The 20,387-nt window shown below is 71.2% G+C and carries 15 protein-coding genes; 6 read left to right on the forward strand and 9 right to left on the reverse strand.

Annotation, left to right across the window (positions count from 1 at the left end; translation table 11 throughout):
* Positions 1 to 78: 78 nt before the first annotated feature.
* The gene (locus ACIBUY_RS01625) at positions 79 to 1,371 is read left to right on the forward strand and encodes a purine-cytosine permease family protein (protein ID WP_399151379.1); all 1,293 of its coding nucleotides are present in this window, start codon (positions 79 to 81) and stop codon (positions 1,369 to 1,371) included.
* Between the two features lie 13 nt (positions 1,372 to 1,384).
* On the forward strand, positions 1,385 to 2,917 hold the full coding sequence (locus ACIBUY_RS01630; RefSeq protein ID WP_399151380.1) for an amidase: 1,533 nt from the start codon (positions 1,385 to 1,387) through the stop codon (positions 2,915 to 2,917).
* On the opposite strand, the gene ACIBUY_RS01635 is transcribed toward ACIBUY_RS01630, so the two are convergent.
* Positions 2,860 to 4,116: a hypothetical protein gene (locus ACIBUY_RS01635; protein WP_365574001.1), complete on the reverse strand. Its 1,257-nt coding sequence runs from the start codon at positions 4,114 to 4,116 to the stop codon at positions 2,860 to 2,862. The genes ACIBUY_RS01630 and ACIBUY_RS01635 overlap by 58 nt on opposite strands.
* Positions 4,117 to 4,471: 355 nt before the next feature.
* Here ACIBUY_RS01635 and ACIBUY_RS01640 point away from each other — a divergent pair, with 355 nt between their 5' ends.
* The 4 genes from ACIBUY_RS01640 (at position 4,472) to ACIBUY_RS01655 (ending at position 12,752) form a co-directional block, all read left to right on the forward strand.
* On the forward strand, positions 4,472 to 7,366 hold the full coding sequence (locus ACIBUY_RS01640) for a peroxidase family protein (RefSeq protein ID WP_399151381.1): 2,895 nt from the start codon (positions 4,472 to 4,474) through the stop codon (positions 7,364 to 7,366).
* Positions 7,353 to 8,756 (forward strand): hypothetical protein, encoded by a 1,404-nt coding sequence (locus ACIBUY_RS01645; protein WP_365574007.1) that lies wholly within the window; start codon positions 7,353 to 7,355, stop codon positions 8,754 to 8,756. Before ACIBUY_RS01640 ends, ACIBUY_RS01645 begins: the two co-directional genes overlap by 14 nt.
* 60 nt (positions 8,757 to 8,816) lie before the next feature.
* Positions 8,817 to 9,962, forward strand: coding sequence for a serine hydrolase domain-containing protein (locus ACIBUY_RS01650; protein ID WP_399151382.1), 1,146 nt, complete (start codon positions 8,817 to 8,819; stop codon positions 9,960 to 9,962).
* Positions 9,963 to 10,148: 186 nt separating this feature from the next.
* Complete coding sequence (locus ACIBUY_RS01655) at positions 10,149 to 12,752, forward strand: TIM-barrel domain-containing protein (protein ID WP_399151383.1); 2,604 nt, start codon at positions 10,149 to 10,151, stop codon at positions 12,750 to 12,752.
* A gap of 46 nt (positions 12,753 to 12,798) precedes the next feature.
* Here the strand turns inward: ACIBUY_RS01655 and ACIBUY_RS01660 are convergent, their stop codons facing one another.
* The 8 genes from ACIBUY_RS01660 to ACIBUY_RS01695 form a co-directional block, all read right to left on the reverse strand.
* The gene (locus ACIBUY_RS01660; RefSeq protein ID WP_365574015.1) at positions 12,799 to 13,539 is read right to left on the reverse strand and encodes a glucose 1-dehydrogenase; all 741 of its coding nucleotides are present in this window, start codon (positions 13,537 to 13,539) and stop codon (positions 12,799 to 12,801) included.
* Between the two features lie 115 nt (positions 13,540 to 13,654).
* Positions 13,655 to 14,728 carry a nitronate monooxygenase gene (locus tag ACIBUY_RS01665; protein ID WP_365574018.1) on the reverse strand — a complete coding sequence of 358 codons (1,074 nt, stop codon included), beginning with the start codon at positions 14,726 to 14,728 and terminating at the stop codon, positions 13,655 to 13,657.
* Entirely contained in the window at positions 14,725 to 15,498 is a 774-nt protein-coding gene (locus ACIBUY_RS01670; RefSeq protein ID WP_399151384.1) for a CoA-transferase subunit beta, read from the reverse strand. The genes ACIBUY_RS01665 and ACIBUY_RS01670 overlap by 4 nt, the downstream gene beginning before the upstream one ends.
* Positions 15,495 to 16,358 (reverse strand): CoA-transferase, encoded by an 864-nt coding sequence (locus ACIBUY_RS01675; protein WP_365574023.1) that lies wholly within the window; start codon positions 16,356 to 16,358, stop codon positions 15,495 to 15,497. Before ACIBUY_RS01675 ends, ACIBUY_RS01670 begins: the two co-directional genes overlap by 4 nt.
* Positions 16,355 to 17,119 (reverse strand): enoyl-CoA hydratase family protein, encoded by a 765-nt coding sequence (locus ACIBUY_RS01680; RefSeq protein ID WP_399151385.1) that lies wholly within the window; start codon positions 17,117 to 17,119, stop codon positions 16,355 to 16,357. The genes ACIBUY_RS01675 and ACIBUY_RS01680 overlap by 4 nt, the downstream gene beginning before the upstream one ends.
* 141 nt (positions 17,120 to 17,260) lie before the next feature.
* Positions 17,261 to 18,928 (reverse strand): cytochrome bc complex cytochrome b subunit, encoded by a 1,668-nt coding sequence (locus ACIBUY_RS01685; RefSeq protein ID WP_399151386.1) that lies wholly within the window; start codon positions 18,926 to 18,928, stop codon positions 17,261 to 17,263.
* 64 nt (positions 18,929 to 18,992) lie between these two features.
* Positions 18,993 to 19,526, reverse strand: coding sequence for a DUF6886 family protein (locus ACIBUY_RS01690; protein ID WP_399151387.1), 534 nt, complete (start codon positions 19,524 to 19,526; stop codon positions 18,993 to 18,995).
* Positions 19,523 to 20,248, reverse strand: coding sequence for a FadR/GntR family transcriptional regulator (locus ACIBUY_RS01695; protein WP_399151388.1), 726 nt, complete (start codon positions 20,246 to 20,248; stop codon positions 19,523 to 19,525). Before ACIBUY_RS01695 ends, ACIBUY_RS01690 begins: the two co-directional genes overlap by 4 nt.
* Positions 20,249 to 20,387: the final 139 nt, after the last annotated feature.

Here is a 20,387-nt window from a genome sequence, read left to right on the forward strand (position 1 = left end):
CGCGTGTAACGAACAGCTCCTACCTTCGCTCGCGTTTGCGGTATACCAACCGGCTCTCCTCACCCTCCGGAGGGGTACATGGCCAGCGCAGAAGAGTACGAACACGCACCTGTTCCGCCCGCCGCCCGCAAGAGTCTCCTGTCGGTGGCCGCCGTCTGGTTCGGCTTCCCGATGAATCTCGGCAACGCCGTCTTCGGCGGCGTCATCGTCTACAACCTGGGTCTGGTGAAGGGCCTGCTCGCGATCCTCGCCGGCAACCTCGTCCTGTTCGGCTACGTCGGTGCGCTCAGCCACTACGCGGGCCGCACCGGCAAGAACTTCGCGCTGCAGGCCGCCGACACGTTCGGGCGGCGCGGCCGGATCGCCGCGGCGGGCCTGCTGTCGACCGTCGTCATCGGCTGGTTCAGCTTCCAGATCGGGCTGACCGGTTCCACGCTCCAGGACACGCTCGGCTGGAACCCGCTGTGGGGCGCGCTGCTCGGCTGCGCCCTGTACACCCTGCTGACCGTCGCCGGGATCCGGGCGCTCGCCGTCGTCGGCATGGTGGCGACCCCGCTGTTCGTGGTCCTCGCCGCGGTCGCCATCGGCTACGGCACCTCGCACGGCTCGGGCGGCGACGCGCTGACCTATCAGGGGGCGGGCAGCACGCTGGGGTTCGGCGGCGCCGTGGCCATCGTCATCGCCGGGTTCTCCGACTCGGGGACCATGACCGCCGACTTCACGCGCTGGTCGCGCACCGGGCGCTCCGCCGTCACCGCCACGTTCTTCGCCTTCCCGCTCGCCAACTTCCTCGCCTACGCGCTCGGTGGCGTCGTCGTGGCGATCGGCGGCTCGGCCGATCCGGCGGCCGACGGGGGCGGCTTCCTGCCGCTGCTCACCGGGCACGGCCCGCTGCTCACCGCCGTCGCCGTCCTGTTCGTCTTCGTCAATCTGGGGTCGGTCGCCTCGCACTGCCTCTACAACGGCGCCGTCGGCTGGTCCGCGCTCACCCCGGCCCGGATGCGCCCGCTCGCCCTCGGCCTCGGTGTGCTCGGCCTCGTGTTCGCGCTGAGCGGGGTGTGGGGGCACTTCGTGGACTGGCTGAACCTGCTGGGCGTGTTCGTGCCGCCGATCGGCGCCGTGCTCATCACCGACCAGTACCTGCGCCGCAGGCGCGGCCCCGCCGAGCCGCGCGCCGTCCGCTGGAGCGCGCTCGGCTCCTGGGCGGCCGGAGCGGTCGTCGCGGGTCTCGTCCACCAACTGCTGCCGGACTCCGTCGACCCGCTGTTCGGCATCGTCGTCGCCGCCGCGGTGTACGCGGCCTGGGACCGGCGCGGCACCACCGCGCATCCGGCGGTCGAACCGGCCGCGTCCGTCACCACCCCCGTCTGAGAGGCCCCTGCACGTGAACCCCATCGAAGCGGACACCGGAGCGGACTCCGCGGCGGACGAGATCTGCCGGCTGTCCGCCACCGAGACCGTCGCCCTGATCCGGGCGCGCGCCCTGTCACCCGTCGAGGTCACGGACGCCGTCCTGGCCCGACTGGCCGCTGTGGACGGGGAGTTGCGCGCGTTCTGCACGCCCACCCCGGACCTGGCCCGGGCCGCCGCCCGGCGCGTCGCCGACGCCGTCAGCTCGGGCGAGGACCCGGGGCCACTGGCGGGCGTGCCGCTCGGGGTGAAGGACCTGATCTGCACCAAGGGCATCCGCACCACGTCGGGTTCGCACGCCTACGCGGACTTCGTGCCGGACGAGGACGACATCGTCGTCGAGCGGTCGGTGGCCGCGGGCGCCGTCGTCCTCGGCAAGACCACCGCGTCCGAGTTCGGCTACGCGGCCACCGGCGGCAATCCGCTCTTCCCCGAGACCCGCAACCCGTGGGACACGTCCCGCACCCCGGGCGGCTCCAGCGCGGGCTCCGCGGCGGCCGTCGCCGCCGGGCTCGGCCCCGTGGCCCTCGGCAGCGACGGCGGCGGCTCGGTGCGGATCCCGGCGGCGCTGTGCGGGATCTTCGGGTTCAAGGCGTCGATGGGGCGGGTGCCCGTGTATCCGGGGTGCCGCGACGAGCGCTTCCCCGGCGTCTCCGGCTGGGAGTCCGTCGAGCACATCGGGCCGCTGACCCGGACCGTCGCGGACGCGGCCCTGCTGCTGTCGGTGCTCGCCGGGCCCGATCCGCGCGACCGGCACTCGATCCCGTGCGCCGACGTCGCCTGGACCGCCCGCCGTCCGACGGGCCGGCTGCGCATCGCGTACAGCCCGGACCTCGGCCGGGTCGCCGTCGACCCCGAGGTGCGCCGGGTCGTGGACGCGGCGGCCCGCGTCCTCGAGCGGGACCTGGGCGCGGACGTCGACCTGGTCGATCTCCAACTGCCGGACTACAGCGAGGCGTTCGGGGCGATCATCGCCGCCGACACGGATCTCGTCGGCATGCGGGAGATGGCCGACCGGCTCGGCCCCGCGATGTCTCCGCACCTGACGGCGCTGCTGCGCACGCCCTGGACCGCGGAGCAGTTCACCCGGGCCCATCTGGTCCGCAAGGCCGTCGCGAACCGCACGGCCCGGCTCATGGCGACGTACGACCTGATCCTCACGCCGACCGCGGCGGTGGCCGCCTTCCCGGTCGGCACGCGCGGCCCCGAGGTGATCGACGGGCGGGCGGTGCCGGACGAGCACTGGACGTCGTTCACGCCGCTCGCCAATCTGACGGGGCTGCCCGCCGCCTCGCTGCCCGCGGGGTTCACCCGCGACGGCCTTCCGGTCGGCATCCAGCTCGTCGGGCGGCACCTGGCGGACGGCCCGCTCCTCGACGTGTGCGCCGCCTACGAGGAGGCGGCGCCGTGGCGTGACCTCTGGCCGCCGCTCAGAGCCTCTGTCACGACTCAGCGGACGTCGCCGAACTCGCTCAACACCCCTTCCGGAGCGAGCGCGTTGACGTAGTGGGCGGGGCCGTGGTCCTCGAAGGAGTACTTGAAGGGAATCGACCGGGTCAGCGCGAGCCGCGTCGCGAAGAAGGCGAGCGGGGCGACGACCGCGAGCCCGGCGAGGCTGTCCATCTGCGGGTAGGGCAGGGCCGGGTCGTGCCGTTCGACCCAGCCGCTGTCGCGGACGCGGCGCGGGACCGCGGCGAGGCGGCGCAGCCGGTGCAGCGGGCTGGTGCCGCTGAGCAGGTCGCCGGGGAGCGAGACGCCCTCGGCGGCCGCGTCGGCCGCCGCCGCGAACACGGCGTCCAGGCCGCGCCGGGGCCTGCGGTAGTGGAACTCTCGGCCGAACGGGGCGTACGGGCCGACGGGGCGCGGCGGCAGTGCGGGCACGACGTCGCGGTCGTGGATGTAGCGCAGGAAACGGTCGCGCAGCAGGTGCGTGCCGTTGCTGTCGGTGGCCCGTTCGCAGGCACGGGCGAACTCCGGGCCGCCGAGCATGGGTTGGCCGAAGGTGTAGACGGCGCGCAGGCAGCGGGCGATGTGCGCGTAGCGCGGTTCGTGGACGAGGGTGACCGCCATCAGCGCGGCCATGGCCGCGCCCAGGCTGTGCCCGGTGATGTAGAGCGCTTCGAGCCCGGGGCCCTGCACGCCCTGCTCCTCCGGGTCGACGGATTCGCCGCGCACGGCCCGGTCCAGGGCCTGCAGGACGAGATACCGGGTCGCGCGCATGTTGCGGTAGAAACCGGCGTGCACGGGGTGGCGCACCCCGTCGAGGTCGACGCGGAGGGTGTCCGGGTGGACGTCGGCGTCGGTGAGGATGCTGATGATGTCCTCGGGCTGGGTGCCGCGGTAGCACAGGATGGCCACGCGCCGGTCCCGGTCCTGAATGAGGTAGGCCGCCGAGGCGATGTACAGGGCGTCGACGCGCTGTTCGAAGACCCGGCACCGGTTGTCCTCCAGGCCGAGCCGGGTCGCCATCAGCGCGACGGTGCCGGCGTCGGCGCCCTGGTCGAACCCGGCGTACGCGTACGCCGAGCACGTCGCCAGGACGTGCGCGAGCACGCCGTCCGGGTCGGGGTGCCCCTTGTCGTCCAGGAGGCGTTCGAGCAGGTCGGGGTAGACGGGGAACGTGGTGTGCCCCGGTTCCACGAGCGTGGGTTCCTTGCAGGGGCGTACGTCGGCGAAGCTCGGGCCGTGCGCGGTCGTGTCCCGCATGAGTGCCTCCCGGGGAGGGCGGGTTGCCGAGCACACCACTGGCGCCGGACGGCGTCAAGGCGTCGCTGACCGGCCATCGGCGGGGCCGTCGCGAGGGGCGGGTGAGGGGTGCGCGGCGCAGGGTGCGCGGCCGTCCGCCCGGCCGGTTCTGCGCCGGGCGTTGACGAGCCCAAATCCCTTGATGCGTACGGGAGTTCGTGCCCGGGGCCGGGTCCGGGACATGGCGGGAACCGTCGCTGCGGGGCCTGTCGCGGCGCCGATAGCGTCGCTGGCCCCTCCCCTTCCGCGTACGAGACTCCGCATCCGGATCCCGCACGACCTCCCGACGCACTGCACACGACAGGGACGGCAACCGATGGCCGAGACCGAACGTCACACACCGTACGAGTCGGCACAGTACGAACGGTACGAGGGCGGCAGTCCCGAGGCCGAGCGCCTCGTGTTCCAACGCCTCGCACAAGAGATCATGAAGGTTCAGGTCGCGAACCGGCGCGCCAGTGGCGCCCAGGGCTACGAGCGGACCTTCCACGCGAAGGCCGCGCTCGGCGTGGAGAACGCCCGGCTGCGCTTCGCCGACGACCTTCCGGCCGCTCTGCGCAGCGGCTTCGCGCAGCCCGGCGCCGAGTATCCGGCGACGGTCCGGCTCTCCAACGCCAGTGGGATGCGCGGCGCGGACGGCGCGCCCGATCTGCACGGCATCGCCGTACGCGTCCAGGTCACCGGCGACGAGAGCCACGACCTGATGGCGACCAGTCACCCGGTGTCGCACGCCCGCAACGCCCGCGAGTTCGTGGCCTTCGCCAAGGCGATGGCCGGTGCCCGCAGCCCGCTGCAGAAGGCCTTCGGGCTCTTCGTGAAGCTGCCCATCGCCGTGGGTCTCGGCACCGCGACCCGGATGCGGCGCAACGTCCAGGCGGCGACCCGGCATACCGTCAACAGCTTGGCCCGCGAGACCTATTGGAGCCGCGGCGCGCTGCTGTGGGCAGAGGCGGGCCCGGTCCGCTACCTGTTCCGGCCCGCCGTCGGCGGGGGCGGCGCCGAGCCGCGCCCCGACCGCCGTGACGCCAACTTCCTGAGCAAGGAGATCGCGCTGCGCCTGTCGCGCGGCGACGTGTCCTTCGATCTGTGCGTGCAGCGCTACGTCGACGAGCGCCGGACCCCGGTCGAGGACGCCTCCGTCGAGTGGCAGGAGGCGATCACCCCGCCCGTCGTGGTGGCCCGGCTGACGATCCCGCAGCAGGACGTGACGACGGCCGAGGCCGGTTCGGCGGCGCGGCGGATCGAGGAGCTGGCGTTCAACCCGTGGTTCACGACGGAGGACTTCAGGCCCCTCGGCAACATCAACCGGGCCCGCAAGGCCGCGTACCACGCGAGCAGCGCGCAGCGGCTCGGCACCCGGTTCACGACCGAGGAACCGTTCAGGAACCGGGTGTTCGGCGCGCCCGTCGGGTTCGCGTTCCGCGTGCTCAACCGCGTAGTGCCGTGGCACAGGCTGCCGTTGGAGGTCAGCCTGCTCAACCTGGTGTTCCTGCGGAAGGTGCTGCGCCGCCTCAACCTGATCGACACCGATGTGCCCGAGGCGCCGCCGAAGGCCGAGCAGGTGCCGGTCCCCGTGGACGAGCGCCTGCGCACCTCGCGGTCGTACGACGGGACGTACAACGATCTGTCGGCGCCGAAGATGGGCGCGGTCGGCGCGGCGTTCGGCCGCAACCTCAAGCCCGTCTACCGTCCTGACCTCTTCGACACCCCGAACCCGGTGACGGTCAGCCGTCAGCTCCTCACCCGGGACAGCTTCGTCCCGGCGACGTCGCTGAACATCCTGGCCGCGGCCTGGATCCAGTTCCAGGTGCACGACTGGGTGAACCACCGCCGCCACCCCGAGGGCGGCAAGACGGTCGAGGTGCCGCTGCCGCCCGGCGGCGGGACCTGGGTCAACAAGCCCGGTGGCCCTGAAGAGAACGCGATGCGGTTCGCCGAGAACGAGGGCATCGAGCTGCCCGGCGACAAGCCGCCGATCCTCTTCGGCAACACCGCCTCGCACTGGTGGGACGGCTCCGAGGTGTACGGCGGCGACGAGGCGACGGCGAAGCAACTGCGTGAACCCGAGGGCGGGGCACGGCTGTTGCTCGACGGCGGGCACATCCCCGTCGACCGCGGCGGCATTCCGATCACCGGGTTCAAGGACAACTGGTGGATGGGGCTCAGCGCCATGCACACGTTGTTCGCCCGGGAGCACAACACGGTGTGCGACGCGCTGCGCGCCGAGTACCCGTCGATGAGCGAGGACCGGATCTACCACACGGCCCGGCTCGTGGTCTCCGCGCTCATCGCGAAGATCCATACGGTGGAGTGGACGCCGGCGATCCTCGCGACGAAGGCGATCGACATCGGTCTGCGCACCAACTGGGAGGGCCCGCCGAAGAACTGGCTCAACCAGCTCGGGCTCTGGCTGCTCGAGTCGCACTCGCTGACCGGCATCCCGAAGACGCTGCCGGACCACCACGGCGCGCCGTACTCGCTCACCGAGGACTTCGTGACCGTGTACCGGATGCACCCGCTGATCCCCGACGACTACGAGCTGCGCGAGCACCACTTCGGGCAGCGCCTGGAGACCGTCGGCTTCAACGACATCCAGGGCGCGGCCGCCGAGAGTCAGATCCGCAAGACGGGCCTGGCGAACACGCTGTACTCGTTCGGCATCGCGCACCCGGGCGCGATCACGCTGCACAACTACCCGAAGTCGCTTCAGCACTTCCAGCGCGACGGCGAGATCATCGACCTGTCGGTGGTCGACCTGGTGCGCACCCGCAGGCGTGGCGTGCCGCGCTACAACGACTTCCGCGCGGGGCTGCACAAGGACCGCATCCGCCGCTTCGAGGACCTGACGCAGGAGCCGGAGACCCTGGCACGGCTCAAGGAGGTCTACCGCACCGTCGACGAGATCGACACGGTCGTCGGCCTGTTCGCGGAGAACCCGCCGACCGGCTTCGGCTTCTCCGACACCGCGTTCCGGATCTTCATCCTGATGGCGACGCGGCGGCTGCAGAGCGACCGCTTCCTCACCGTCGACTACCGGCCGGAGATCTACACGCCGCTCGGTATCGACTGGGTGGAGAAGGGCGGCATGAAGTCCGTCGTGCTGCGGCACTGCCCGGAGCTCGCGGGTCTTATGCCGCGCGAGGCGAGCGCGTTCGCGCCGTGGCGTCCGGTGCCGCCGACCGCCAACGGAGGCTCCGATGGCACCAGTTGACGACAGCGCGGCAGGCTCGGGCAGCCGCGGACTCGACGACCTGCTCGCCCGCCCGTTCCTGAAGACCGTCTGGCGGCGGCGCACCCACCGGGTCTCCCGGGGCGCGTCGGTGCCGGCCGGCTCGATGAGCTACCGCTCGCCGCACAAGGCGGAGCCGCTGAGCGAGCTGGAGGAGGCGGTGCTGATCGCGGTCACCGGCTCCACGGGGCTGACGATGCCGGACCGCCCGTTCGAGGACCCGCGCGACGGCAAGCCCATCATGGCCAAGCCGAACCTGACGATGACGGGCCGCACGGCGGGCAGCCCCGACAACGCGCAGGGCACGTACTTCTTCCTGATCAACGACAGCGGTACGTACTTCCTGCGCAGGCTGCCCGCGGCGCCGGACGAGCCGTTCGACGCGCAGACGCTCGTCGAGCGGGCCCGCAGGACAAAGGTGAAGATCCTCGACCACCGCCTGGACGTGGCGGAGGGGCTGCGGGACTTCCCGGCGTACCTGGACTCGAACCGCTTCCTGTCCAACCTGCCGGGCACGACCGTCCTCTTCCCGGTGGTCGACCTCTCGCACCAGTACATCAACGCCCTGATGTACCTGCTCACGCAGCCGGACGGGGCACGGCCCACCCTGGTGGACGACCGCAATCTGTACCGTCCGGCGGGCGTGAAGAAGTGGATCGACAACGGGTTCCTGAACAAGGACCTGAAGCTGCCGCTCGGCGCGCTCGGCCCGATGCGCACGCAGATCGAGGCCGATCTGCTGATGCAGACGGTGATGCTGACGGCGGAGGCGATGGGCCTGGGTGCCTGGATCCACGCGTCGATCAATCCACAAATCGCCCTGGGCGACCCGAAGTTCAGCAAGACGTACGGGAAGATGCTGGGCTTCACGTTCGTCACCCCGCGCTGGCGCCTGGCCGACCTGTGGCGCTGGCACGTCCCGCTGCCGAAGTACGCGACACTCCGCTCGCAGCCGGTCGGCCTGACCGACCCGGCGACCGGCGAGCCGCTGATCGCGGCGGCCTGCCCGCCCGCGCACGCCTCGATGTCGGACGCGGTCGACGCGATCGTCGAGTCGAAGTTCGGCACGGGCGGCACGTACGGCGACAAGGACGTCTTCTCCCGCATCTACAAGGAGGACTACGGACAGCGCTACCTCGCCGAGGCCAGCGAGTACGACGAGCGCGTCATCGACTGCGCCCGTGACATCTGTACGTACATCCTGTCCACGCACCGCCGCTTCCCCGCGCACACGGACGCCATCCACGTGCCCGGGATCTGGCTGCAGGCGCACCACGTGGAGGGCGAGTACTACGAGCGCTTCTTCACGAACGGGCTGACCGACGCCCATCGCGCGCACGACACGCTGTGGGACGGCGAACCGATGAGTTGAGACCGTTTCGGGGGTCACCCTTCACAGACGCATGCGACGCGACGACGAAGGGTGACCCCCATGACGACGACCGACTCCAGCGGCCTGGCGCACGTCCTGGCCCCGCACATCACCAAGGGGCCGGTGCCCGGCGCCGTGGGCCTGGTGGCGCGCGGCGACCGGGTCGAGATCGCGGCCGTCGGGCACACCGACGCCGAGGGCTCGGCCCCGATGCAGCGCGACACGATCTTCCGGATCGCCTCGATGACGAAGCCGATCGTGGCGGCGGCCGTGCTGACGCTGGTCGAGGACGGGCGGCTCGCGCTCGACTCGCCCGTCGCGCACTGGCTGCCCGAACTCGCCTCGCCGGCCGTGGTCCGCGAGCCGTCGGCGCCCGTCGACGACGTGGTCCCGGCGAACCGCCCGATCACCGTCGAGGACCTGCTCACCTTCCGCGCGGGCTGGGGCTTCCCCTCGGACTTCTCGCTGCCCGCCGTGCAGCCGCTGTTCGCGCTGATGGACCCGCACCACCCGCAGCGGGTGCCCGCCCCCGACACCTGGCTCGCGGCGCTCGCCCGCATCCCGCTGCTGCACCAGCCCGGCGAGGCCTGGCTGTACAACGCCTGCTCCGACATCCAGGGCGTCCTGATCTCCCGCGTCACGGGCCGGTCACTGCCGGACTTCCTCGCCGAGCGGATCTTCGAACCGCTGGGCATGCGCGACACCGGTTTCGAGGTGCCGGCCGCGAAGCTCGACCGCTTCACCAGTTCCTACGTGCCCACGGCCGACGGCGGCGCCGAACTCGTCGACCGGCCGGACGGGCAGTGGGCCGGCCTGCCCGCGTTCCCCTCCGGCGCGGGCGGGCTCGTCTCCACGGTGGACGACTGGTGGGCCTTCGCACGGATGCTCCTCGACGGCGGCGGCCCCGTGCTCGCGGCCGACTCGGTGCGGCGGATGACGACGGACCACCTGACCGAGGCCCAGCGCGCGGCGAGCGGCCTGTTCACCGAGGGGCAGGGCTGGGGCTACGGCGGCTCGGTCGACGTGGAGCGGCGCGACCCGTGGAACGTGCCGGGCCGCTACGGCTGGGTGGGCGGCACGGGCACCGCCGGACATCTGACGCCGTCGACCGGGACGGTGACGGTGCTGCTGACCCAGTACGCCCTCTCCGGTCCTTCGCCGCTGCCGTCGATCATGCGGGAGTTCTGGGCGTACGCGGCCCGGTGACCCTGCGTCTCCCAATGTCTCCGAAGCCGAACAACCGTTGACATGAACCTGCGCGAGGCGGGATCTTCATGCGTGAACATGCACGCTGCATCCACGTTTCAAGCAGAAGTAAACAAGAGACGGTCGTTCTGAGCGGAGACGCACCACATGCGACAACTGCACCAACGACAGCTGCACCGAAGAGCGTTGACCACGGCCACGGCCGCCCTGGCGCTCGCCGCCGCCCTGCTCGGGGTCCCCGCCCAGAGCGCGGGCGCGGCGACGCCCGGCAGCGGCACGCTCGACGCCACGAACAAGAGCGTGACGTGGCAGAGCCCCACGTACGCCGCGGGCACGGTCGACGACCCGAAGAAGTGTCCGTCCGCGGCCGACGACCCGGACGGGAAGACCTGCGACCGCTTCGACCTCGAGGTGTCGGTGCCGGACGGGTACTGGGCCGACAACCCCGAGGGCGGAGTGCCGATCTCGATCGAGTGGGCGAAGCAGCCCTCCGACGACTTCGACATGTACATCTACGACGACGCGGGCAAGCAGGTGGCGTCCAGCGCGGGCACGGCCGACCCCGAGGCGACCGTCATCCCGAAGGCGAACGGCACGTACCACGTGGTCGTCGTGCCGTACGACGTGCACGACAACTCCTTTGTGGGCAAGGCCTATCTGCCCGAGACGACGGACGCGGGGAGCCTCACCTCGTTCAAGGGCGGGCACGGCAGCTACACGATCGGCGCGGGTGACCTCGCGGCGAAGGCGGACTTCCTGAAGGGCGGCGGACTGCGGCTGCAGGCCGATCCGTCGGGCACCTTCAGCGACCCGGCGGGCTCGCAGATCGTCCGGGAGCAGCCGAAGGCCGACACCCGTACGTCGTCCTTCGACGCGGGCGCGTACTACGGCATCCGCTCCTCGTCGGCCGTCCTGCGCGTCTACAAGAGTCCGCTGCGCTTCGGCCTCTACAAGGCCGACAACAAGACGCGCGTGTGGCAGGAGGACAAGCCGCTGCGCTGGTCCACGGGCGGGATGCGGCAGAGCCTCGAGCGCGGCGCCGACGAGCAGTTCTTCGGCGGCGGCGAGCAGAACGGCTCGTTCTCCCACCGGGACAAGACCGTCTACGTCGCCAACAACACGAACTGGAACGAGGGCGGCTACAACAACTCCCAGCCGTTCTACCTCTCTTCGGCCGGCTACGGCGTCTACCGCAACACGTTCGCCCCCGGCGTCTACGACTTCGGCGCCTCCGTCCACACGGGCCAGCAGGAGCGGCGCCTGGACGCGTACTACTTCCTCGGTGACGCCAAGCAGGTCATCGGCGACTACACCGCGCTGGTCGGCAAGCCCTTCATGCCGCCGGTCTACGGTCTCGAACCGGGCGACGCCGACTGCTACTTGCACAACGCGAACCAGGGCGAGCGCCACACCCTGGACTCGCTGAAGGTCGCCGACGGGTACACGCAGAACCAGATGCCGCTCGGCTGGATGCTCGTCAACGACGGCTACGGCTGCGGGTACGAGAACCTCGCCGAGACCGCCAAGGGCCTTCAGGACCACAACGCCCAGCTGGGTCTGTGGACCCAGGACGGCATCGACAAGCTCGCCGACCAGGTCAAGGCGGGCCAGCGCGTCGCGAAGCTGGACGTCGCCTGGGTCGGCAACGGCTACGGCATGGCCCTGGACGCCTGCGACAAGGCGAAGGCGGGCATCGAGGACAACAGCGACGCTCGCGGCTTCGTCTGGATGCCGGTGTCGTGGGCGGGCGCGCAGCGCTGCTCGGTCCTGTGGTCCGGCGACCAGAAGCTGTCGTGGGACTACGTGCGCTGGCAGATCCCGACGTACGCGGGCGCCACGATGTCCGGCATCGCGTACAACACGGGTGACGTGGGCTCGATCTACACGCACGACGCGAAGATGTACGCGCGCGATCTGCAGGCCAAGACGTTCCTGCCCGCCATCATGACAATGGACGGCTGGGCCAAGGACATGACGACCGGCAAGAAGATCAACCAGCAGCCGTGGGTGGACGGCGAGCCGTACACGTCGATCAACCGCAAGTACCTCCAGCTGCGCGAGCGCCTGATGCCGTACCTGTACACCCTCGCCAAGCAGGCGGCGGACACCGGTGTCGGCGGGGTGCGGCCGCTGTGGCTCGAGTACCCGGACGACGCCAACACCCTTGGCGCCAACGCCACGTACGAGTACCTGGCGGGCGACGACTTCCTCGTGGCGCCGGTGTACGAGGACTCCGACACGCGCAACGGCATCTACCTGCCGAAGGGCACGTGGACGGACTACTGGACCGGCAAGCAGTACAAGGGTCCGATGACGCTCGACGGCTACCACGCCCCGATCGACACGCTGCCGCTGTTCGTGAAGTCGGGTGCGATCGTCCCGATGTGGCCGCAGGGCACCACGTCCTGGAAGAACCGCGACCAGGGCCGGCTGGGCTGGGACGTGTACGCCGCCGAGCGCGGGCGCAGCGCGTACACGCTCTACGAGGACGACGGGGTGACCCGCGACTTCAAGAAGGGCGCGTCGGCGACGCAGCGCGTGACCGTGGACACCGGCCGGCACGGATCGGTGATCAAGGTCGGTGCCAGTGAGGGGAGTTACGCGGGGAAGGCGAGCGAGCGAGCGTACACCTTCACGGTGCACGGCGGCACGGCGCCCGACCGCGTGACGGTCAACGGCCGCTCCCTGCCCGCGACTTCTTGGTCGTACGACGAGAAGACGCAGGTGACGACGGTGCGGACGGCGGACCTGCCGACGGATCGCTCCTTCACCGTGCGGCTGCTGGGCTGATCCCGAGGGGTGAGCCGGTGCGGGCCACCGCGCCGGCTCCCCCTTCTCAGCGGCTCACGTACCCGCCGTCGACGACGAGTTCGGTGCCCGTCGCATAGCTCGACTCGGGCGACAGCAGGTAGAGCACCGCACTCGTGATCTCCTCGGGGCGTGCGGCGCGCGGCAGCGGCTGGTGGCGCACCGCCTCCATCGACCCGATGGCCGCTGCCGTCATGGGTGTCTCAACGACCCCCGGATGTACGGAGTTCACGCGGATGCCGTGGGGCGCGAACTCCTGGGCCGCCGCCTTCGTCATGCCGCGCACCGCCCACTTCGCCGCGACGTAGCCGAGGATGCCGGGGAAGGCGACGATCCCGGCGATCGACGAGATGTTGACGATCGCCCCGCCGCCGGCCCGCTCGAGGGACGGCAGGGCAGCCTTCATGCCGAGGAACACACCGACCTGGTCGACGTCGATCACCCGGCGGTAGTCGGCCTCGTCGAGCGTCTCGATCGGCTCCGTGTGCACGATGCCCGCGTTGTTGACGAGTCCGGTCAGCGGCCCGAACGCCTCCTCGGCACGGGCCACCGCCGTCCGCCACTGCTGCTCGCTCGTCACGTCGAGGGGGACGAACAGGCAGCGCTTGTCGCCGAGTTCGGCGGCGAGCGCCTCGCCCTCCGCGTGCAGTACGTCCCCGATCACGACCCGCGCGCCCTCGGCGACGAGCCCGCGGACGTGGGCCTCACCCATGCCGCGCGCGCCGCCGCTGACCAGGACGACCGCGCCGTCGAACCTGTCGCTCACCATGACGCCTCACGCCTCCCGCCTCCCGCCGACACGGGCTCTCGATTCCGGCCCGGCGCTCGTCGAGCCTCCAGGGGCACGATGGCGCAGGCGTCCTGCGGGCGGAAGGCCTGCGGTGCTAAAGGCCGCGCAGCCGCGCCAGCGTCTCCCCCGCCTCCGCCATGATCCGGTCGACCAGCTCCTGGCACGACGGCAGGTCGTCGATCAGGCCCGCCACCTGGCCGGAGGCCATCACGCCGCCGCTCGGATTCCCGTCCACCATCGCGGACTTGAGCATCATCGGCGTGTTGGCGGCGAGCAGCACCTGGCTCCAGGTGAGGTCCTTGCCGTGCTTCATCGCGAGGCCGTCGCGGACCATCTGGCCCCAGCCGAGGCCCGACACCTTGCGGAACGCCGCCGCGTGCCGCACCGCGCGCAGCAGCGCCGCGGGACGTCCGGCACGCTCCAGGCCCGCGACGAGTTCGCTGCGCAGCATCCGGTGCGGAAGCCCGTCGACGGCCGTGGTGACGGTGACGTCCTTGACGGACGCCGCGAGGTAGCGGGCCTTCACCGGGTCGGGCACCGTCGAGTCGGAGGTGAGCAGGAAGCGGGTGCCCATGGCGACCCCGGCGGCTCCGTAGGCGAGCGCGGCGACCAGGCCGCGGCCGTCGTGGAAGCCGCCCGCGGCGATCACCGGGATGTCGACGGCGTCGACAACCTGCGGCAGCAGCACGGTCGTTGCCACGTCCCCCGTGTGTCCGCCGCCCTCACCTCCCTGTACGACGACGGCGTCGGCGCCCCACGCCGCGACCTTCTCGGCGTGCCGGCGCGCCCCGATCGAGGGGATGACGACGACTCCCGCGTCCTTCAGCTCGGCGATCAGCTCCTTGGAGGGCGCGAGCGCGAACGAGGCCACCTTCACGCCCTCGTCGACGATGATCCGGACCCGGTCGCGGGCGTCCCCGGCGTCGGCCCGCAGATTGACCCCGAAGGGCCGGTCGGTGCGCGACTTCACTTCCCGTACGGCGGAGCGGAGTTGGTCGAGGGTCATCGTGGCGGAGGCGAGGATGCCGAGCGCGCCCGCGTTGGCCGACGCGGACACGAGGCGGGGTCCGGCGACCCAGCCCATGCCCGTCTGCACGATCGGGTGGCGTACGCCGACGAGCTTGGTGAGGGCGGTCTCGAAGGCGGGCGGGGCACCGTTGCCGGTCACGCGGGGACCTCGCGCAGACGCAGGCCCTTGGGGTCCAACTCCTCGCGGATCAGCCGCAGTTCCTCGGCCGTCGGCTCTCGGGTGCAGGGCACGTCGTCGGGCACGACCAGCTCGAAGCCCGTCGCCTCGCGCACCTCGTCCACGGTGACGCCGGGGTGCACGGAGACCAGGCGCATCGCGTGGTCGGGGGTGGCGAAGTCGAGCACGGCGAGGTTCGTGACGACGCGCGGCAGGCGGTGGAAGCGGGTCGCGGACGGTCCGGCCGCGGCGGCACTGTCGTAACCGACGCCGCTGATCATGTCGACCTTGTCGACGAAGACCCGGCGGGAGTGCTTGGGCACCCAGTAACTCGTCGGATTGTTCAGGGTGTTGACGGGTGCGCCGCGCACTCCGAGCAGCTGGCGGGTGGGCCGGGCCCAGTCGCCGATGCAGGAGATGTTCTGGTTGCCGAACCGGTCGAGCTGGCTCGCGCCCATCATCACGTGCCGGTGGCCGCCCGTCACGAACTCCAGGTGCTGGCGGTAGGGCAGCCACCCCTCGGGCTCCCCGTCGGCCCCGATCAGGGTGGCCTCGCCGTCGGTGAGCAGGAGGCCGGGCTCGAAGGTGCGCCGGGCCAGGCGCGCCCCGATGCCGGGGATCAGGCCCATGGCGCTGGCGAGGGTCTCGCCGTCGCCGCGCCAGGCCTCGGCGCAGGCGATGACGCAGTGGTCGGCGCGGGTCGCCGCAGCGGTGGCACTCGGTGTCGTCGGTGTCGTCGGTGTCGTGCTCATCGGGCTGCCCCGCCTTCCTGCTCCTGCCGCCACGCGGAGACGGCGGCCTGGTACGCCTCCTCGTCCCCGTCGAGGAACCGCGCGCGGAACTCCTCGTAGGGCGTGGTCGCGTACAGCTTCTGGAACGCCTCGTCGCGCCCGTAGTCGGGCACGCAGGACGTGAAGTGCGCGCCGCCGGGGGTCTCCACGACCCCGGCGACCCGGTGCCGCTTGATCAGCAGCGACTGCACGGGCCCGCCCTTGGCGAGCTCGGCGCTGTCCACGATCCGCTCGCAGGAGACGTACGCCTCGTCCGCCGCGGCGCAGAACAGGTCGTCGAAGTACGGGTCGGGGCCCAGGTACTGGCCGTTGCCCGTGCGGTCCGCGCGGTTGACGTGGACGAGGGCCGCGTCCAGGCGCAGCGCGGGCATCGCGACGAACGTCTCGCCGTCCTCGTACGGTGAAGTGACCGTCCGCAGTTCGGGGTTGACCCGCATCACGTCCGAGCCGATGCCGGCCCGCACGGGCAGGAACGGCAGCCGGTTCGCGGCGGCGCGCAGCCCCCACATGAACATGGCCTCGTCGACCTCGGTCAGGTCGATGCGGCCCTGCTCCCGTGCGGCACGGTAGTGCGGCTCCAGCGGAATCGAGTCGAGCGTGGCGAACGCCGTCACCAGCTTGCGGATCCGGCCCGCGGCGGCGAGCAGCCCGACGTCGGGTCCGCCGTACGCGACGACGGTCAGGTCGGTGACGTCAGTGCGCAGCAGCGCCCTGATGAGCGCCATGGGCTTGCGGCGCGAGCCCCAGCCGCCGATGCCGATCGTCATGCCGCTGCGCAGCCGTGCGACGGCCTGGTCGGGCGTCATGGTCTTGTCGCTCATGACCGGTTGGCCTCCTTGTCCTGTCCGAAGGTGTCGCGGACGCGGTCGGCGACCCCGCTGAGGTTCGCCTCGAAGGTGAAGCCCTGCTCGAAGCGGTAGCTGCGGCGTACGTCGATCGGGTCGATACCGTTGATCGCGGCCTTGGCGAGGCGCAGCAGGTAGGCGTCCTTGCGTGCGATCTCCGCGGCCAACTCGAGGGCGGTGTCGTGCAGTTGGTCGCGCGGGACCACCTTCCACACCGAGCCGTGGGCGTGCAGTTCGGCGGCGGTCGCGGTGCGCGACGTGTAGTAGAGGGCGCGCATCATGTGCTGCGGCACGAGCCGGGCCAGGTGCGTGGCGGCGCCGAGCGCGCCGCGGTCCAGCTCGGGCAGGCCGAAGGTGGCGTCCTCGCTCGCCACGATCGCGTCCGCGTTCCCCACGAGACCGATGCCGCCGCCCAGGCAGAAGCCCTGCACCGCGGCGACGACGGGCACCTCGCACTCGTAGACGGCGGCGAACGCCTCGGCACAGCCCCGGTTCGCCCCGATGAGCGCGGCGTGGCCGCTGTCGCGCTGCATCTCCTTGATGTCGACGCCCGCGTTGAACCCGCGGCCCGACGCCGTGAGTACGACGCAGCGCACCTGGGCGTCACGTCCTGCGGCCCGCAGGGTGTCGGCGAGGTCGTACCAGCCCTGCACCGGCAGGGCGTTGACCGGTGCGTAGTCGACGTCGACGACGGCGATCGTCCTGCCCGGATCGGCGTACGAGAGGGAGACAGGCATGAGCGAGTCCGCCACCTTCCTACCAAACATTTGTTAGTCAGCGAGAAGGTAGCAGTGATACGGCGGGAGGAACAGACGCTCACGCCCAGCACGCGAGGAGGGGAGCGGCCGCGGCCGCTCCCCTCCTCGTACGGTCGGAACTCAGTGTGCGGACGGATCCCGCTCGGACTCGTGCCAGCCGGCGTGCAGCGCCTGGTACTCCTCGACGGTCGCCTTGGGCACGTAGGACCCCGGCCCGTACATGGCCTTGGCCAGGCGCGCCCGTACCCGCTGGCGCACGGTGAACTTCCGCGCCACGCCGTTCTCGTCGACGGCGGGCCCCAACTCGTAGGCGGGCGGCTGCTCGTGCGCGTTCAGGGTGTACAACTCGGCGCGGGTGAGCGGCTCGTGGACCTCGATGAACTCGCCGTGCGGCAGCCGCTTGATCGTGCCGGACTCGCGGCCGTGCAGGGCCTTGTGGCGGTCGCGGCGCTGCAGCCCGTTGCAGATCCTCTTCGTGACGACGTACGCGAGGACCGGCACCACGAAGAAGCCGATGCGCACGAACCAGGTGATGGCGTTGATGGACAGGTGCAGGTGCATGGCCACGATGTCGTTGCCACCCCCGATCAGCAGGACCGAGTACAGCGCCAGCCAGGCCACACCGAGTCCGGTGCGCACCGGGTGGTTGCGCGGGCGCTGCGCCACGTGGTGCTCGCGGCGGTCGCCCGTGATCCAGGACTCGATGAACGGATACACCGCCATCAGGGTCATGACCAGCGGGAACAGGGAGAACGGGAGGAACACGCCCAGCTGTAACGTGTGCCCCCAGGCGTTGATCTCCCATCCCGGCATCACCCGGATCAAGCCCTCGGAGAAGCCGAGGTACCAGTCGGGCTGGGCGCCGGTCGTGACGAGGTCCGTCCGGTACGGCCCGAAGGCCCACACCGGGTTGATCGTGGCGACCGCCGCCATGATCGTCAGCACGCCGAAGACGAGGAAGAAGAAGCCGCCCGCCTTGGCCACGTAGATGGGCATGAACGGGGCGCCGATCACGTTCTTCTCGCTGCGTCCGGGCCCCGCGAACTGGGTGTGCTTGTGGTAGAAGACCAGGATCAGATGGGCGGCGACCAGGCCCAGCATGATGCCCGGCAGCAGCAGGATGTGGACGGGGTACAGGCGGGCGATGAAGTCGTCGCCGGGGAACTCGCCGCCGAAGAGGAAGAACGACAGGTACGTCCCGATGACCGGCACCGACAGGATGGCGCCCTGCGCGAACCTGAGGCCCGTGCCGGAGAGCAGGTCGTCGGGGAGCGAGTAGCCGGTCAGGCCGGTGACGATGCCGAGCATCAACAGGGTCCAGCCGAACAGCCAGTTGACCTCGCGGGGCCTGCGGAACGCGCCGGTGAAGAACACCCGCATCATGTGGCAGAGCATGCCGGCGACGAAGACGAGGGCGGCCCAGTGGTGGAGCTGCCGGATCAGCAGGCCGCCGCGCACCTCCATGCTGATGTCGACCGTCGACTCGTACGCCTTGGTCACGAGGACGCCCTTGAGCGGCTCGTACGGGCCGTTGTAGACGACCTCGGCGGTGCTCGGCTCGAAGAACAGCGTCAGATAGGTGCCGGTGAGGATCAGGATGATGAAGCTGTAGAGGCAGATCTCGCCGAACATGAAGGACCAGTGGTCGGGAAAGACCTTGCGCATCTGGGACTTGGCGAGCTGGTAGATCCCGAGCCGCCCGTCCGCCCAGTCGGCGAGGCGCTCTCCGCTCCCTGGAGGATTCGCCCGCCGCCCGCCGTTTCGTCCCCGCTCGTTGGACCCGCTCATCCGGCTCCCCCTGTCGTGTGAGACACCGCCAGCGTAGAGCGCGGACGGGTGTCGCCGACAGGGGTCAGCGCGGCGTCGCGTTGTGCAACCGGATACCGCTGAAACCCAGGGTGCTGCTGGTGACCGCGTCCCAGAACGTCCACAGGTCGTTGACGAACCTCAGCTGGATGTCGGCCTGTTGATGAAGCGTCAGGAGATCCCCGACCGGCTCGGGCGGCCCGAGCGGCGCGACCGTCTCGGTGGCCACCCAGGCGTACGGCACGCGGCCGCCGATGGGCGCGAACGGCCCCGCGGGCAGCCGGTACGCGTAGAGCCGGGCGGTGCGGAAGCGCTCGGCCCAGCCGTACTCGATGACGTGCACGCGCGTCTCGGGCCCGGCGCCCAGGACGGCGCGCCGGTCCGCCTCGGTCGTGCCGTCCCCGACCCAGGCCATCGCGCGCGGGCACTGCCTGGGGAACCAGTAGGCCGGTGCCTGCTCGGCATCAACTGCCCATACGTACGGGACCGGCTGACGGGCCGTCATGGCCACGTGCGGCCGGAACTCGGTGATCCCCGGATCCTCGGAGAAGTGCAGCACCTCCCCCGGCGCGGGCCTCACGCCTCGCCCGCTTCCCCCGACTCCAGCCGCTCCATGGCCGCCTCCACGGTCCGCGTGTGGTCCCACGCGGCCCTGGTCGCCGCCTCCGGGTCGCGGCGGGCGATCGCGTCGGCGAGGTCGTCATGGGCGCAGGCGCCGGGGAGCTCCGGGGACCAGGTGGGACGCAGCGAGGCGATGCTGTCGCGCACGGATGCGGCGATGCTCTCGTACAGCTCGGTCATCAGCGGATTGCCGCCGGCCGCGACCACCGCCCGGTGGAACTCCAGGTCCCGGTCCACGTACGCCACCGGGTCCCCGCTCTCGTCGGCGCGGCGCCTGGCCAGCAGCGCGGAGAGGATGCGGGCCAGATCGTCCTCGCCCCGGTGCACGGCCGCGGCGGGCGCGGCCTCCCGCTCCAGGGCGAGACGGACCTGGAGGACGTGCCTCAACTCGGCTCGGCGCAGCCGCCGTTGGAGCGCGGCGTTCAGGTCGCTCGCGGCCCGCACATAGGTCCCGTCACCGCGCCGCGCCTCCAACAGGCCCGTGTGGCACAGCGCGCGCACCGCCTCGCGCACCGTGTTGCGCCCCACCCCGAACGCCTCGACGAGCTGTCCCTCCGCCGGGATCCTGACCCCGACGGCCCACTCCCCGCTCTCGATGCTCCGCTCGATGCGCCCGATGGTCCGCTGGACCAGGGTGGCGCCGGTGGCACCGGTGACGCCGGACTGTGCTGATGCGGGCACGGCGGTGGCCTTTCTCGTACGGGGAGGGACTATCAGGAGGCTCTGCCAAATATCCCATATCTCGAACGGGTCTGCCGACGTCACCCCACCCTCTACCGCACTAGGGCGCTGTTCCTTGAGCAAAACATGGGATGTTACG

The sequence above is a fragment of the Streptomyces sp. NPDC050085 genome (assembly GCF_044460595.1).
Classification (GTDB): Bacteria; Actinomycetota; Actinomycetes; order Streptomycetales; family Streptomycetaceae; genus Streptomyces.